The sequence below is a fragment of the Azospirillum sp. A1-3 genome (genome assembly GCF_023806445.1).
GTDB lineage: Bacteria > Pseudomonadota > Alphaproteobacteria > Azospirillales > Azospirillaceae > Azospirillum.
Genome location: NZ_JAMSLU010000001.1, coordinates 2,153,582 through 2,168,014 on the forward strand (window position 1 = coordinate 2,153,582; position 14,433 = coordinate 2,168,014).

12 protein-coding genes and 1 pseudogene are annotated in these 14,433 nt (G+C 68.1%); all 13 read right to left on the reverse strand.

Annotation, left to right across the window (positions count from 1 at the left end; all coding sequences use genetic code 11):
- Positions 1-12: 12 nt before the first annotated feature.
- Positions 13-819, reverse strand: coding sequence for a hypothetical protein (locus tag M5E06_RS10265; RefSeq protein ID WP_146203881.1), 807 nt, complete (start codon positions 817-819; stop codon positions 13-15).
- Positions 819-2,714 carry a phage tail protein gene (locus tag M5E06_RS10270; protein ID WP_252138079.1) on the reverse strand — a complete coding sequence of 632 codons (1,896 nt, stop codon included), beginning with the start codon at positions 2,712-2,714 and terminating at the stop codon, positions 819-821. Before M5E06_RS10270 ends, M5E06_RS10265 begins: the two co-directional genes overlap by 1 nt.
- Before the next feature lie 13 nt (positions 2,715-2,727).
- On the reverse strand, positions 2,728-3,297 hold the full coding sequence (locus M5E06_RS10275; protein WP_252138080.1) for a phage connector family protein: 570 nt from the start codon (positions 3,295-3,297) through the stop codon (positions 2,728-2,730).
- A gap of 78 nt (positions 3,298-3,375) precedes the next feature.
- On the reverse strand, positions 3,376-3,648 hold the full coding sequence (locus tag M5E06_RS10280) for a hypothetical protein (protein ID WP_252138081.1): 273 nt from the start codon (positions 3,646-3,648) through the stop codon (positions 3,376-3,378).
- 62 nt (positions 3,649-3,710) lie between these two features.
- Positions 3,711-3,935 (reverse strand): annotated as a pseudogene (locus M5E06_RS10285) (phage capsid protein); the annotation flags it as partial.
- A gap of 143 nt (positions 3,936-4,078) precedes the next feature.
- Entirely contained in the window at positions 4,079-4,240 is a 162-nt protein-coding gene (locus tag M5E06_RS10290; RefSeq protein WP_252138082.1) for a hypothetical protein, read from the reverse strand.
- Positions 4,241-4,332: 92 nt separating this feature from the next.
- Positions 4,333-4,785, reverse strand: a complete 453-nt coding sequence (locus M5E06_RS10295; RefSeq protein WP_252138083.1) for a lysozyme — start codon at positions 4,783-4,785, stop codon at positions 4,333-4,335.
- Positions 4,786-5,294: 509 nt separating this feature from the next.
- On the reverse strand, positions 5,295-7,394 hold the full coding sequence (locus tag M5E06_RS10300; protein WP_252138084.1) for a hypothetical protein: 2,100 nt from the start codon (positions 7,392-7,394) through the stop codon (positions 5,295-5,297).
- Entirely contained in the window at positions 7,394-9,298 is a 1,905-nt protein-coding gene (locus tag M5E06_RS10305; RefSeq protein ID WP_252138085.1) for a hypothetical protein, read from the reverse strand. Before M5E06_RS10305 ends, M5E06_RS10300 begins: the two co-directional genes overlap by 1 nt.
- A complete protein-coding gene (locus M5E06_RS10310) occupies positions 9,298-10,992 on the reverse strand; it encodes a Hint domain-containing protein (RefSeq protein ID WP_252138086.1) in 1,695 nt (564 codons plus the stop codon). Before M5E06_RS10310 ends, M5E06_RS10305 begins: the two co-directional genes overlap by 1 nt.
- Before the next feature lie 2 nt (positions 10,993-10,994).
- Entirely contained in the window at positions 10,995-11,357 is a 363-nt protein-coding gene (locus M5E06_RS10315; RefSeq protein ID WP_252138087.1) for a hypothetical protein, read from the reverse strand.
- Positions 11,354-12,967: a peptidase G2 autoproteolytic cleavage domain-containing protein gene (locus M5E06_RS10320; RefSeq protein WP_252138088.1), complete on the reverse strand. Its 1,614-nt coding sequence runs from the start codon at positions 12,965-12,967 to the stop codon at positions 11,354-11,356. The genes M5E06_RS10315 and M5E06_RS10320 overlap by 4 nt, the downstream gene beginning before the upstream one ends.
- The gene (locus tag M5E06_RS10325; protein WP_252138089.1) at positions 12,967-14,424 is read right to left on the reverse strand and encodes a hypothetical protein; all 1,458 of its coding nucleotides are present in this window, start codon (positions 14,422-14,424) and stop codon (positions 12,967-12,969) included. Before M5E06_RS10325 ends, M5E06_RS10320 begins: the two co-directional genes overlap by 1 nt.
- Positions 14,425-14,433: the final 9 nt, after the last annotated feature.

The window sequence follows — 14,433 nt, forward strand, 5'->3', positions numbered from 1 at the left end:
TGGAGCCGTTCCTCAAAAGAACTTGCTCATGTACTCCAGCCGTTGCCGGTCGGCGAGTTGCGACAACTCCAGCAGGTTGCGGCGCTTGGCCTCGTCCAGGCTCTGCTGGATGGCGGCGCGCTTCAGCTGGTCGGTCGCCTGGGCATCCTTGCGCTCGGTCTCGCTGGAATTGGTCAGCCCCAACAGGATCGCCTCGCCGGAGCCGTCCTGCGCGGTGACGCCGCGCGCGCCCAGCCCGGCGCGGGTCTTGCTGACCGCCTGCCGCAACGCCGCCAGCCGGCGCTGTTCGGCGGCGTCCGCCGCGGCGGTCAGCTGCGCCAGCTGGGTCTGCGCGTCGGTTTCCTTGGCGCGGACCGCCTCCTCCTGGCTGGCGCGCAACTGGGCCAGCGTCTGTTCCTGGGATCCGCGGTAATCCTCCATCTCCTTGGCCCGCGCCGCCGCCGCAGCCGCAGCGGCGGCCTCGTCCTTCTGGCGCTGCAGCTCCTCCTCCCGTTGCCGCAACTCGGCGTCATGGCTCCACTGGCGGGCCTGCGCCTCGGCCTCCAGCTGGGCCTGCTGCTGGCGGGCGGCGGCGGCGGCCTGGGCGCTGCGTTCGGCCGCCGCCGCTTCCTCTCGGTATTTCTGCTCCAGCGCAGCCTGGGCGGCGGCAGCCTGCGCCGCGTCCTGCTGACGCTTGTACTCAAGCTCGGCAGCGGCTTGCTGGGCTGCGGCCTGTTGCGCGGCGGCGCTGGACTGGCCGGCACCGGCATTGCGCACTGTGCCGATGACGGAGTTCGCCAGCGGCAGCGCCGTGGTCACGAGGGGAGTGATTCCACCCATCAGTCATTCACCTTCAATTCCATGGTCACGGAAAGCAGCGTGAAAGGCAGCGGCGCATCCTGTTCGATGCGCCACAGCGGGACATCGGTGTCATAGCGCCAGCCGAGCGCCCGCAACCGGCGGTCGCCGGACACGCGCGGCGGCACCCCGCCGGCCGGTTGCGGCCCCAGCCGGTGAAGCGGAAGTTCCTGCAACCCGCGCCCCAGATCGACGCGCAGCGCCGCCGTCTCCTCCAGCCGGAAGGTGACGGCGACCAGCCGAACGATGTCGGCCCCGGTCGCCTGCCCCAGCAGGTTGGGCGGCAGCGGCTCGATCCGGTGGGTGTAAGGCAGCCCGATCTCCACCTTGCGCGCCGGCGGATCGAGCGTGACGCTGCCGGCCTGCACCGTGGCGGGGTTGCGGATCACCCCATCGGCGATGATGGCGACCGCCCGCCCCTCCAGATGCGCCAGCCCGCCCCACACCGCGGTTGCCTCACCCCTTTCGCCGGTGATCGCGGCGTCGAGGTTCAGCGCGTCGTCGAACCGCTCGACGGTCCAGACGCCGCGCCGCTCCACCAGCGCATAGACCTCGTCCCCCACCGCGGCGACGGAGCGCACCGCCCCGTCGGTCTCCAGCAGGGTCCAGGCAGTGACGTCCTCCGCCCGGTAGGCGGTCAGCGCCCCCAGCGTGCCGTCCTCCATCGCCACGAACAGCAGCCGGCGGTTCTGGTCGTAATCCTGGTCGCGCGGGCTCGCCACCAGATGGCGGGCCAGCAGCGCCAGATCGTTGGCCTGATAGGCCGCCTCGGTGTCGGTATAGAGGAACTCGCGGATTTCGCGCCGGTTGCGCGGCACGAACAGCGTCGCCCCCTCCACGTCGCGCGGCGGAATGGCGCGATCCATCGGCGAGCCGATGCGCGTCTGCCGGTTGACCTGCATGCTCTGCGGGGTCAGCGGATCGCCGGTCACCATATATTCGGCGCCGGAGGTGAAGACCTGCAGATGCCGGCCGGAGAAGACGGCGCGCACCGCGTTGACCTGATCGGACAGAATACCGAACTCGATGGCCTGATCGTCCAGCCCCTCGCCCAGGTCGAAGTTCCAGATCTGGGCGGAGCGCGACAGCCACAGCCGGTTGGGCAGGTCGCGCGACCCGCCGATCACCAGCCGGTCCTGATGGAAGGCCGCCGACACCGGCCAGCCGCGCAAGGCAGAGAAGGCCTGCTCCTCCCATTGCGTCGTCGGCTGGGTGTCGGCCAATGCCTCCTTTACCGTCGCGTTGACCTGCGTTGCCGACACCACGCCGGTCACCTGCAACTGCTTGCCCTTGATGCGGATGCGGGTGCCGTCGTGGCGCGGGTCGAACACCGGGGCCGAGGCGTTGACGCTGATCGCCCCGCTGGTGCCGGACGGCGTCACCGTCACCGCCGGATCACCGAAGCGGTGGAAGGGCGTGCGCACCAATTCCCCCTCGACGGCGAAGGCCCACTCCGCCAGCGTCCACGCCCCATCGTCGCCGCGCGTCAGCTTGCGCGGCGGCAGGTCGGGATGGCAGACCAGCAGCGTGTCGGCGCTCTGCGTCCAGGTGATCTGCGCCAGTTGCGTCAACGTCCAGGGTGCGGCAACCGAGGCCAGCTTGGTCCCGCCCTGGAACACGTCGATCCAGCCGTCGGTGAAGACCAGCAGATAGGTCTGCTCGGCATTGCGCTCGAACGCCACCAGCCGGCCGTCGCCACGGGCCAGCGCGGTGAAGGCAAGCCCCGACCGCCGCGTAACCCCGCCGGTCGGATCGATGAACAGGTTGCGCAGGGCCAGCGCGCCGTTGTCATAGGCCTTGAGATCGCCGCGCCCCAGCAGGCGGCGCGACACCTCGCCGGCGGTGAAGTTGGTCTTGACCTGATGCAGCCGTCCCATCACGCCCTCCCCATCATGCCCGAGCATCGATCAGGGTGAAGTCCTCGAAGCCGGGCTGGCTGTCCTGCTGGGCGTCGATCTGGCGGGCGCGGCGGAACTCGCTCTCGGCCAGTTGGGCCAGCAGCTCCGCCCGCGTCGAGCTTTCGGTCAGCGGGATGCAGAACTCGGCGGCGAGCCGGGCGATCAGCGCCTGATCGAAAAAGGCGGGAAACTCCTCCTCCGCCGGGCAGCCGATGTAGGACAGGGTGACGGCGCCGGCATCGCACAGCAGCGTCCGGCCGATGATGCGATAGGACAGGCCGCGCCCCCGCCCGTCGCCTCCCGCCCCCAGCGCCCGCAGGAAATCGGCCGGCAGCTGGAAGGCGCAGGCATAATCGGCGACCGGCGGCTCTGCCAGCCGCGGCAGCGTCGCCTGCACGCTGGCGAAGCTCCAGGCATTGGCCGACAACAGCGCGTCGCGCGTCGGCGCATAGAGGGCGGCGGCGACCTCCGCCTCGGCGGAGCCGTCGTCGAAGGAAGCGATGGCGGTGGCGCCGAGCTTGATCAGCGCACGGCCGCACAGGCCGATGGCGGTCAGGGCCATGACGGGTCTCCCTTTCCAGGGTTCCGGGAAGGCGCCGCCCTCTATTGTCGAGGTGCGGCGCCCTCCCCCTTCGGCGGATCAGTCGCTGTTGGCGCTGCCGAACGGCGTCAGGTTGGTGACATCCACCGCCCCGTTGGCGCTGGCCACCACCACCAGCACGCCGGTGGCCGGCGTGGCGCCGCCGACCGCGCAGTTGGCCAGCAGCATGTCGCCCACCCGCAGCAGGTCGGCCGCGCCGTTGAAATAGCCGGCGGTGTCGACGTCGGTTGCCACGTCGTGCGTGGTGTAGTGCCAGAGCGTGAAGCCGTTCGCATAGGCGAGCACGCTCAAATCCTTGGACGCATAGGCCATGGATCGAAGTCTCCGGATTTTGTGAGGGGATGCAGGAGAGAGGAGGGATCATCCTCCCCCGTTCAGCTCTCCAGGCAGCGCAGGGTCACGACGCCGGTGGTGTCGATCAGCGCGGCGCCCTGGCTCATCATATTGTTGACGAAATGCGCCGCGCGGTCGCCGTGCCAGGTGATGTCGGTCTTCACGTCGGCGCCCGCCGCATGGCCGACCGCCGTCTTGTGGTACCAGTGGCAGAGTCGCACGCCGCCGTTCAGCGTCAGGCCGGAATGCGGCAGCCACAGCGTGCCCGCTGGAACCGTTGATTTGCCTAGGCCGTGTTCCGCAGATGTTGCTGCGACACGCACCAAATGACCCCTGATACTGTGACACGTCACAGTTATGGCTTGGACGGGCCGCCCCTCACCGGAGCGGCCTTTCGCACGTCCAGCACTCACGACCCCAGCAGCAGCATCGCCATCTTCTGCGCCGCGTCGATGAGGCTGGCATCCCCCACGAGGTAAGCCCCGGCGATGGCGACGACGGCGACCACGCCCATGACCAGCTTGCGCTTGCCGGCCAGCTGGCCGCCCTTCAGGATCTCGTTCATGTCCATGTGCTTTGCCCCTCCTTCGGGCATGAAAAAGCCGCCGGGCGGGATGCCGGGCGGCCAAACTTGGAATTCCGGGTTTGGACTTTGGTGACGGGCTACTTCGCGCCCAGGAACAGCGCCTTCTCCGCCGACCGCCGGGCGACGAGGCCGGGGAGCTGCTTCTTCACCCCGCCGACGGTGGCGTTTACCCACCGGCCGAACTGCTCTCCCACGCTCTCCATGGACGCGCCGGCATTCAGCAGCCGCAGCAGGGTCGATCCGGCGAGGCTGGCCGGGCCGAGATTGAACACGAACGAGGCAAGCGCGCCGCGCTGGGCATCGGTCAGCGGGACAGAGACCAGCCGGTCGACAGCGTCGGCGGCTTCGGCCAGATCGGCGGCCAGGAACTCTTCGGCCTGCTGGCGGCTGATGCGCTGCCCCATCTTGACGCCCTTGGTGTGGCCATACCCCACCGTGGGCACGCCCGCTGGGCAGAGATAGGCGTTCAGGAACAGCCCCTCGAAGTGCTTCACAAGGTCGATGGCCGCGGGGGAAACGGGCTTGGTCATATCGGGATCCTCTGTTGACGCACCCCGACCGCAAAAAGACGCGGCTTGTCCGCGCATACCCCAATACTCATAGGCCCAGCCCCGTGTTACCTTGGACTGGACTGTCTGCAATCGGGAGGATGGCGTGACGCTGGGCGAAGTGGCGCAATGTGCCGTGGCCGCGCTGGTCGGCTGCGTGGTGTGGGCGGGGATGGATGGCGTGGGGGCGAGCGACCGCGAGCGGACGATTGCCGCGGTCGCCGTGGGGGTCGGCGCCGCTTGGGTAGCGACTACCGCTTACCGGTTGTGGAAAGGTGCCGGGCAGGTTAAGAGGACGGCGCAGGGTTGACTGCCACCGCCACGAAGGACGGCCCGTCATGCTGAAGCTTGTTCAGGCGTCTATCGTCCTGGGCTTCATCGCTTGGAACATCTCCGAGCGGTGGGCGCCGAACCCCGTGGTTCCGGGGATCATCGGGGCCGGCGTCGCCTACTTGGTCACGCTCCTGTGGATGAAGGTTCAGGACTGGCGGTCAGCGCTGCGGCGCCGGGAGTTGCGGCGTATTGCCGACGCTCTGGCTGCGTGCGCCAGTGTTCGCCCCGATCAGCATCCGCGCGACGATGCCCTGCGCCTGGATGCTGGTGGGGTCCAGGCCGGACAGTTTCGACGCCTGGGCAATCCCGTCCGGGGACGTGAATAGCCGGGCCAGCGTCTCCGTGTTGCGACCGTAGCGGAGCTGCGAATAGGCGTCCGAGAGGAAGCCGCCGAGCTTCGCGGGCGACATCAGAAGCGCGCCAATTTCACCCTTTCCGCCCTTCCCCAGGTCTTCGGTCAGCAGCCGGTTGAACTCCGTCTGCGAGCCGATGGGCTGCCGGCGGCCTTGCGCCTCCAACACATCCAGCGTCTTGCGGAAGCCGCTGTAAGCCTCCATACCGCGCGGCAAGGCCAGCAAGGCCGCCTCCAGGTTCTTGGCCTGCTGGGGGTTGCCGGCCAGCACCGCCGCATATTTGGCGCCGCCCCACTGGTTCTCACCAGACACCAGGCGCTGCGTGGTCTCGTTGAAGACCTGCTCCAGTTGGGTGCGGACCAGATCACGGGCTGCGTCAGGGTCTCGGGCTGCAACGGCCCGCACCGCCTCACCGACTTGCCGATGGCTGTTCGGCAGCGGGTTGGGGTTCAGGATGATGCGGGCCTGTTCGGGGAACGTCTCGGCACTGGCAAGCTGGCCGGTGGGGGACCGCTCCAGGGGCGCCAGGACCTGTTCGCGCCCTTCCCGGCCGATCCGCAGCGCCTCCCCATAGCTGGGGTAGGCATCCGGCCCCGCCTGGGTGGCGCCGCTGCGGATGCGCTGAGCCACGTTCCCCCATGCTGCCGCAGCTTCGTTCTGCCCGCCGGCGCGAGCCGAAGAGGCTGCGTCGTCGGCGTACTTCTTCGCGGCGTCCAGAACGCGGAAGGCGTCATCCGGTGCGTTCTGGAGTTCCGCCCCCAGGACCGGGTGCGAGCGAGCGCCCTTGATGGCCGCTTGCACCTGAGGATCCGTAACGAGCGGCCCCAGGTCGGCGCGGGCGCCGATCGTCAGCCCAACCGGGTCTTGGCTCGGCGGGAGCGCCCGCTCCGCCGCGTCGTAGTAGGGGCGAGCCGCGTCGTTGATGGCCTTGCGGGTGTCGGCAAGCTCGCCAGCGGCGGCAGCCTGCACCCGGGGCGCAATCTCCGTCGGGGCCATGTTGGGCGGGGCGATGCCGTCCAGGGCCTGCCGCACCCCGGCATCATTCCCCGCCGCCCGGCCGGCGTAGAACTCCTTCATGATCTGGCCGCCCTTGCGGGAGCCTTCGACCACGCGCTGCACATCCGCCAGCTTCGTCCCGCCGTTGGTGACCTGCTGCATGGCCTCCGGCAGCGTCAGGGGCATCCCCCGGGTGGCCGCCTCAGCCATGAGAGACTGCGCCTCGCCGATCTGCTGCGGCGAGACGCCGGGCATGGCGTCTTGGACGATGCGGCCGGCGTTCGGCGTCCGGGAGGCAAGCGCCGCCCCGCTGCCGGTCAGCAGTGCCGCGCCGGCTCGCGCCCACGGCTCCAGAGCGGTTCCCTTTGTGGCCTGCCCAGCCGTCTCGCTCGCCACCCCCGGCAACGCTCCGAACTTGATGGCGTTGCCGATGCCGCCGCCGATGGCCGGCAAGGTGAACTCAAGGCCAGTTTTGGCGTATTCGCCGGCCGTGGTCTGTGGCTTGTAGTCCCCCGACACGTCCGCGATGGCCTTGTTGATGCCCTCCGAGCCGAACCGGTACTCCTCGCCCGGCATCGGCTGGCGTAGCTTCGCCGCCGCGTCCGGTGAGAGGATCCCGAGCTTCTCCCCGGCCGTGGTGGCGGCCCATTGCCAGCCGCGGTCCAGCGCCTGCCAAATGTCCGTCGGGGCGCCGACGGCGAAGCCGACGCCACGCTGGGCGCCGACTGCCGCCGACTTGGCGACGTCCCGCGCCACATCGCCGGCGCCCATCGGCTGCGTCTGCCGGTAGAGCGCCATGAGATCGTCATCCGACATGCGCGAGAGGTCCGGCGAGGCCGGCGCGCTGGGCGCCGGCTGCCGGTAGAGGGCCATCAGCTCATCGTCGGACAGCTTGGTCAGATCGGTCATCACAGCTTCCCTCTGCGGCGCAACTCCGCCTCAATGTCCGCCCGGCTGGGGGCTTGCGGGGCCGCAGGCGCTGCCGCCTTAGCCGCCCCACCCTTTGCCTGCTGCGCCATCGCCATAAGCTGCTGCTGGAGTTGCGGGTCCAGCGGCGGGGGAAGCTTCGAGACGCCTTCGCTGACCTCCAGCGGGTTGGGAATGCCACCGTTACGGCGCGCACTCTCGCGATAGACCTCGGCAACCTGACGGTCGTAGCCGTCAAGCTGGCGGGTGGCAGCAATCAGCAACTGCGCGCCTTCCGGAGTGCTGCCGAACAGGTTGTTCACGTCGCGAACGAGACCGCGCTCATTCTCCGTGATGGCCCCCTGCCCCCGCGGCGTGTTCTCCAGCTCAATGCGCTTCTGGATGCTTTGCAGCACCTCGCCGGGCGCCGTGCTGTCGAACTTGACGCCGATCCCTTCCAGCGCCTGCTGCGCCCTCAGGCGGGTATCGGCGCCTGCTCCGGTGCGGAAAGCTGGAAGCGCCGCCTCGAAGGTCTGCAACAGCCCTTCGCGCCGGTTGGCGGAACGAGCGGCTTCGTCCGCAGACTGCCACCCCTTGGCGGTCAGCTCGTAGGCGGTCTTGGCGCCTTCGTTCTGGCCGTTGACGGTGACGTTCGTCTGCGGTCGAGACGCCGCGCGCAGCTGCAGCTCCGCCTGGAGGTATGCCGGGTCAACCTCCATGCCGTTGGGCGTGTAGCGGAAGCCCGTGGGCGGGGCGGCCAGAGGCATCCGCGTGGTGGTGTCGTAATACTGCACGTCGCCCGTTTCCCGGTTCCGGCGGACGCCGACGGTCGGGCCGCGACCGGGCTGCGCCATGGGGGCGGCGGGTGCTGGCTGTGGGGCAGCTTGGGGCGCAAACATCGCCGCTGGTCCAGCATCGGTCATCGTCCCCGTGTTCGCCTGGGCGACCTGAACCCGCTGATCGCCCGGTTGCAAGCGGGACGCAATGCCCCGCTCGATCACGCTGGGATCATACGGCAGCTGTCCGTTCTCGTGCTGGATGATCGCGGAGACGAGCGGCTTCATCACAGACGGGTCACGGAGGTTCAGCGGGGCCTTCGGGTCAAGACCGGTCTTCTGCGCCACCGACGCCACGTAGGCGCCCACGTTGTTGTTGTCGGAAGCGGGCGCCCACCGATTGATGATGCCCTCTATGGTGTTCAGCCCATGCTTGTCCTGGTAGGACAGCAGGTTTTGCGCCAGGGCCGAGACGCCATCCTCCGGCGTGTTGAAGCGCTCGAAGCCGCCTTCCCCACCCGGGGCCTTGCCGTTCCACGGGATTTCGCTGACCCGGATGTTGCCGGGGTTGTTGTTTCGGATCCCGAGCGGCGCACCCATTGCGTCGATGGGAGTGGCGGAAATCGGCGTGCGCGGCTGCGTCGTCGTTCCGCCACTTCCGGCCCCTAGCAGCGGAGCGGACGCGGGAGGCTGGCCGCCGCCCAGCAGCGGGGGCGCGCCGGCCGCGGGCTGAGCGGCGCCACCGGCCAAGGGGATATCCTCCCACGGCGACGGCTTCGGGAACAGCGACGCAGCCGCAGCCTTCGCCCCCGCCTCCGGGAACGCCCGCATGAACAGCGCCTTCTGGTCGGCCTCGCTGGTGCCCTGTCGGGGCTGGTTCCAGGTGATGCCGGTGGTGGGGTCCAGTCCGCCAAGAAGCGCCGCCTGGGCGGATTGCTGACTGGCCTGCTCGGCCTGTTGCCTCTGCTGCTGGCGCATCTTCTCCTGCATCGCCATAGCGCCGAGCAGGGCGTTGGGGGACCGCCCGTTGAGCGAGCCGCCTACGTCCTGAAGGGTGGCGCCAAGGAGCGAGAGCGCCTGCACCCACTTGTTGCTGCCACCGCCAAGCAGGGGCTCATTGTCGCCGTACATTACGCGGCCTCCGCGTTGAGTTGTGCCAGGGTAGCGTCGTACAGGCCGGCATAGACCGGATCGGTACGGTCAACCTCGTCATGGTCGGTGAACAGGATGCCGTTCGCCCAAATCTCATGGCGGGCCGTGCTGATGCTGTGCAAGACCGGGCAGCCGCTCGCCGGTATCGCCCCGGCGCTGTCACGAATGCGCACCCACCGGCCACCCTCATGCACGGCATGCGACCCCGTGACCCGCACCCCGCCGTAATCGAACCAATCCGCCCCAGAACCATCGGCGGAGATGATGCTGTACACCCGACCGCCGCGCGTCTCATCGCCGATCCGCACCTCGGCAATGGGTTTGGTGGTGCCGTCGGCCATCTCAACCGGCGTGTCCGGGGCAAAGCACAAAGCGAACAGGCCTGCGATGCTGGCCACGCCGGAGGCGGCGCTGCCCACGGCGCCCAGCGTGTTGGCGACGCTGCCGCCGCTGCCGCCGGAACTGGTCTGCGTGCTGGGCAGGGCGCCATTCAGCGGGATTTGCCGCACCTTCAGCATGTCCACCGGGTAGCCAATGCTGCGCAGATACTGCTCATACTGGCTGTCAAGCTGGGCCTGTTGCTGCTGTTGCTGCTGCCCGCCGATCCCGAGCATCGCGTTGGCCCGGTTCGTGTCGTACTGCTGCTGGCCGAGCAGCGCGTTGTTCCTGGCGGTGGCGCTGTCCTGCATTTGCCGGATCGCCGCGAGCTTGATCTGCCCGACGCTGAGATCCTTGGACTGGTTTGCCCGGTCGGCCTCCAGGCGGTTGCCGATGTCGGCCAGGGCTGCCTGTTGGGCGTTCTGGAAGCCGGTGTTGTAGAGGTTGGCCGTGGTCGAGGCGAGCGTGTCGCCGTAAGCGCGGTTCGTCTCAGCCTGCGCTACGCCCTGCCTGCTGCCGCCGTATGCGCCTTGGCTCATGGCCTGCGACCCGACGTTCTGCAGCGCGATCTGGTTTTGCCGGTTGATCTGGCCCGCCGTGGTGTTCACGACGTCCGAGATGTACGGGCTCATGTAGTCGTTGAGGTTCGTATCCTTCAGCTGGCCGGCCGCGATGTCGCGCGCGTTGAAGCTGGTGGCCATGTCGTTGGCCTTGCCCCAGCCGAAGCCGTTCTGGAGGAAATTCGCCCCGGTCCCGGCCATCTGCCGCGTCAGGTCGAAACCGGCTTGCTGATCGCCGTTCAGCCCAGCGACAAGCTGCCGCGTGTCATAGCCTCCAGTCCGGCCCTGCGTCTGGCCCTGCGTGTTCCAGTGCTGGAGCGCGTAGTCGGCTGCCGACATGGGGGTTGCGCCCGCCACGCTGCCCGTGCGGCCTTCGTTCTTGCCATAGTTGTCGTAATGCCACTGGGCATAGGCTTCCGGGGTCTCGAACTGGCTACCGGACCCGACGTACTTCTTTGCCTCGGCCGCCACGTCGCCGTAGTTCTTCAGGTATGCGCTGGGGTCGAACGCGGCGCCGTTGCTCTTGAAGTTGGTCAGGTAGTCCTGATACCCCTTCGCGACATCTTGGTTCTGCGCCATGTAGTTGTCGGAGTTGAAGCCCTTGGAATAGTCATAGTATCCCGCGAACGGCTTGGACGCGATGTCGTTTGCGACGCCAACATTGTTGGTGATCGCGGCCATGATTTCCGGGGGATAGGTGTTCTGCACCGTCTGCGACTTGCCGCCCTTGGACATGCTCAGATTTCCTTCTCAAGAACGACGCACGCGCGCCGATAGTCCTTCAGCACCCTTTCCCAGCCCGGCCGGCCGCCGCATTGGGAGCGGGTGCATCCCAGGCTCCTCGCCCAGGCGACAATCACCGGCTCCATCGCGAGCAGCTCCTCCATGTCGCCGCCGACGAGGAAGAAGTTCACGGCCCTCAGCTGCGGATAGGTGCAGATTTCGGTGACGATTGCCGCCGACTTGCCCGGCCAGAACTGCAGGTTCCCGGCGAGGCACCCCTCCCGGATGTCGTCCGTGGTGTGAGTGCCGTGGGCATGCTCCAGCGCCGCCGCCAGCCATGGCTCGCAGCGCGCCCACTGTTCGTTGAAGCTGCTCATCGGATAAACCAGCGCTCCACATCGGTGCTCGCGTCTGCGAGCTTGCGCCAGCGGGGGTTGACCGGCTGGCCAGCGGTTAAGGCGACCTGACCGAGCAGGCCGACGATGACCCATTCCGGCCGCTGCTCGCGCGGCACATAGGCCCGGTCGGGGTCGAAGTCGGGGTTCAGCATGCGGGCTCCGTCGGCGTCGAGGATCGGCGCGTCGTAGGCATCCCGCAGGTATTTCCCCGACCAATGGTTCCAGGCGGCGGCACCCACGACGGTTGAGGTTCCCACCGGCCGGATGACGCCGATGATGTCGTCGGGGTCGTCCGCATCCGTTGCCGGCCGGACTTTCTCGCCGTCGAGCACCACCGTGGTCCCAACCGGGATTTCCTCTCCCGACAGGCTCTCGAAATACTCGGCGTAGTCAGCAGGGCTCGACATGGTGGTGCCGCCGTCTGCTGCGACCTGGCCGGCGCCGTTGACGACGAATTCGGTGTCGGCGCCAGACGCGAAGTTCGACTGGCAGACCAAGAAATTGTAGGCCGATGTCCCCGATCGGTCGCACATGATTGCGTGCAGGCTGCCGCTGTAGCTGCTGTTGGCGACGTAGTATTGCGCCAGGGTGCCAGACGATCCGAACTTCTGCGCGTAGAGCGAGACGCCGCTGTCGGCGCGGAACTGGCCGCCATATCCGCCTCCGGTCACGCTGCCGTAGACGCCTGCCCTGTCACCCTGTCCCACAACGCCATAGCCGCCGTCGCTCTTTCCCCAGACCCCTGCATCGCCCGGCGCACCGGTGCCGCTGCTGCCCGTGTGGTAGCCGTAGACGCCACGAGCGCCCGTGTTGGCTGCGGTTCCGTAGACGCCGTTCGCGCCACCCCGGCCATAGACGCCGGAGTGCGTGCCGTCGCCGCACTCGCCGCGGACTGCGTCGTTTGTGGCGCTGACGCCGTGCACCGCATAGCCGCCGGCAGAGTTCGCCGCTATCCCCTTGCCGGTGCCGCTGGTCTGTACGTCCAGGCCGTTGCCGGCGAAGCTGCCGTTGTTGCAGATGACGCTGACGCCGCCGCCCGTGCCCTGCTGTTCGAAGCGGCCGGCGAATGTCCCGGCCGTCGTCTGGAAATAGGCGAGCTGCTGCGATCCACCGGTGATGGCGATGCGCCCGCCGAAGATGTTGGCGGCGTAGAGGTTGAGGTTTACGGCAATGTCGCCGGCCGTGATCTTGTCGGCCGACAGGTTAGCGATGTTGGCGTCGTTGACGATCAGGTTGTCGATGCGGGCCTCGATGGCCTCGATGTCGCCAGCAAGCAGGCTCAACACGATGGCGTCGCCGATCACCGCCTTGTTCGCCAGGACGAGCGTCGGAATATCAGTCTGGGCCAGGCCGACCGCGCCGTCGACCAAGTTCTCGGTGTCGATCTTGACGATCTTTCCGGCCCGGTCGAGCTTCGGCACCACGCCAGCCGGCGCAGGCAGAGAGACGAACACGTTACCGGCGCCGTCTGACACCGTGTTGGTGGGTCCGGGGGTCAGTGCCCCGATAGCCTCGCGCAGCGGCGGCATCAGCCGGTCAAGGTACTTCTCCGCCGGCTCGTTGGCGCCGCGGATCGGCAGGATTGCCATCAGATGCGCCCTCCCCGAGAGCCGTAAAGGTCGAAGCCGCTCATTGCCCAATCGGCCCCAACTGTGTCGCTGCGAAGCTCCAGCGTCAGGAACCGGCCGGACTTGCGCAGGCGGATCGGCTCGAAGCCGTCGTCCACCGCGAGCCAGTCGGACCATGACGGCGCGTTATCGAGGTTGGCCTGCCCGCCGAGCCTGACTTTGACGACCCCCGCCAGCCGGCGGAGCTGCAGAGACAGGGTGTCGATGTAGCTCCAGGCGCGGGCATCGTCCGCGGCGAACGGGCGGGTCTGGACATAGGCCGTCATCGGCACCCCAGCCCCCGCATCCACGCCGACGTTATGCGTCCAGAGCTTGCCGTCAGTGCTGATCCCGATCGGATAGCGGAATGCCCCCAACCTCGGAACCCAGGCGCTGCGGCCATAGTCCTCGATGGACCACGATGCGTTCGGCACGCGGAAGGCGATCGTCACCGTCGGCTCGCCGGTCCCGGTCGTCGGCAGGCTCCAGCGGATCGTTTCCGTCGAGGCATCGTATGTGGCGCAGACTTTTGACAGCTGCGTGGTGTCGAGGTTCTCGGCAATCCACGACCGAAGGGCCGGGGTGTCGAGGTACTCGCAGGTCACGCCGTCGGTCTTCCAGACACCTTGCGGCCCAAAGCCGTAGAGGATCCTGTTGACTTCGGCGATGGACATCTTGCCCACCGCGCCGATGCCCTTCAACGCCGGCTGGACGCCGAAATAGTACGGGGCGCCGGTGTACGACACGACGTACATGTCGGCCTTGCCGAAGACCGCGATGTTCTCGCCCCAGGTCACAGCGGCCTTGATTTCGCCATCCATGTCGCGGATCGGAAGGTCGCCGGCCGAGTTGGTCGATGTCGTCGTCCACGTCTCCGGGTTGTCCGCATCGCACCAGGCGAAGGTCGACTTGCCGTTTCCGGCAGCCCAGCCCGTGAGATTGAACGCCAGGATGTGCGGACCGCGGCGCACAAGGATCTCCGCAGTCGAGAAGTTGACGCCGGCCAGCGGTCCAAAGCTGCCAGTGCCCTTCCAAATCTGTGGCGCGTCCTTTCCGTTCGTCGCCAGCTCCCAGTTGCCGAACCGCTCGAAGCTCCACGCCGTAGCCGGGTGGGTCGAGGTCTCGTCCTCGTAGCCGGTGTAGCCGGTGCCGAGTTCCGAGACGGTCGCGCCGTTCCAGGCGTAGAGCTTCGTTTGGTCGCCGAAGAACACGCGGCTGACACCGGCCTCGTCCTGCAGGGCATCGGCGCCCCGGACGACGCCAGCCGCGCCGCTGTCGGCGACCGAGACCCAGCCAGCGACTTTCTCCGGGCCGCCGTCTTTGAAGGTCACGTTCCGGCCGTCGCGCCAAAGCGGGCAGTCCAAGGCGTGTGTACCCTTGAAAAGCCCGCTCTCGGTCAGGGCCGTGGCGCGGATCGAGATGAGGGGGGTGCTTGGCATCTTGTCGCC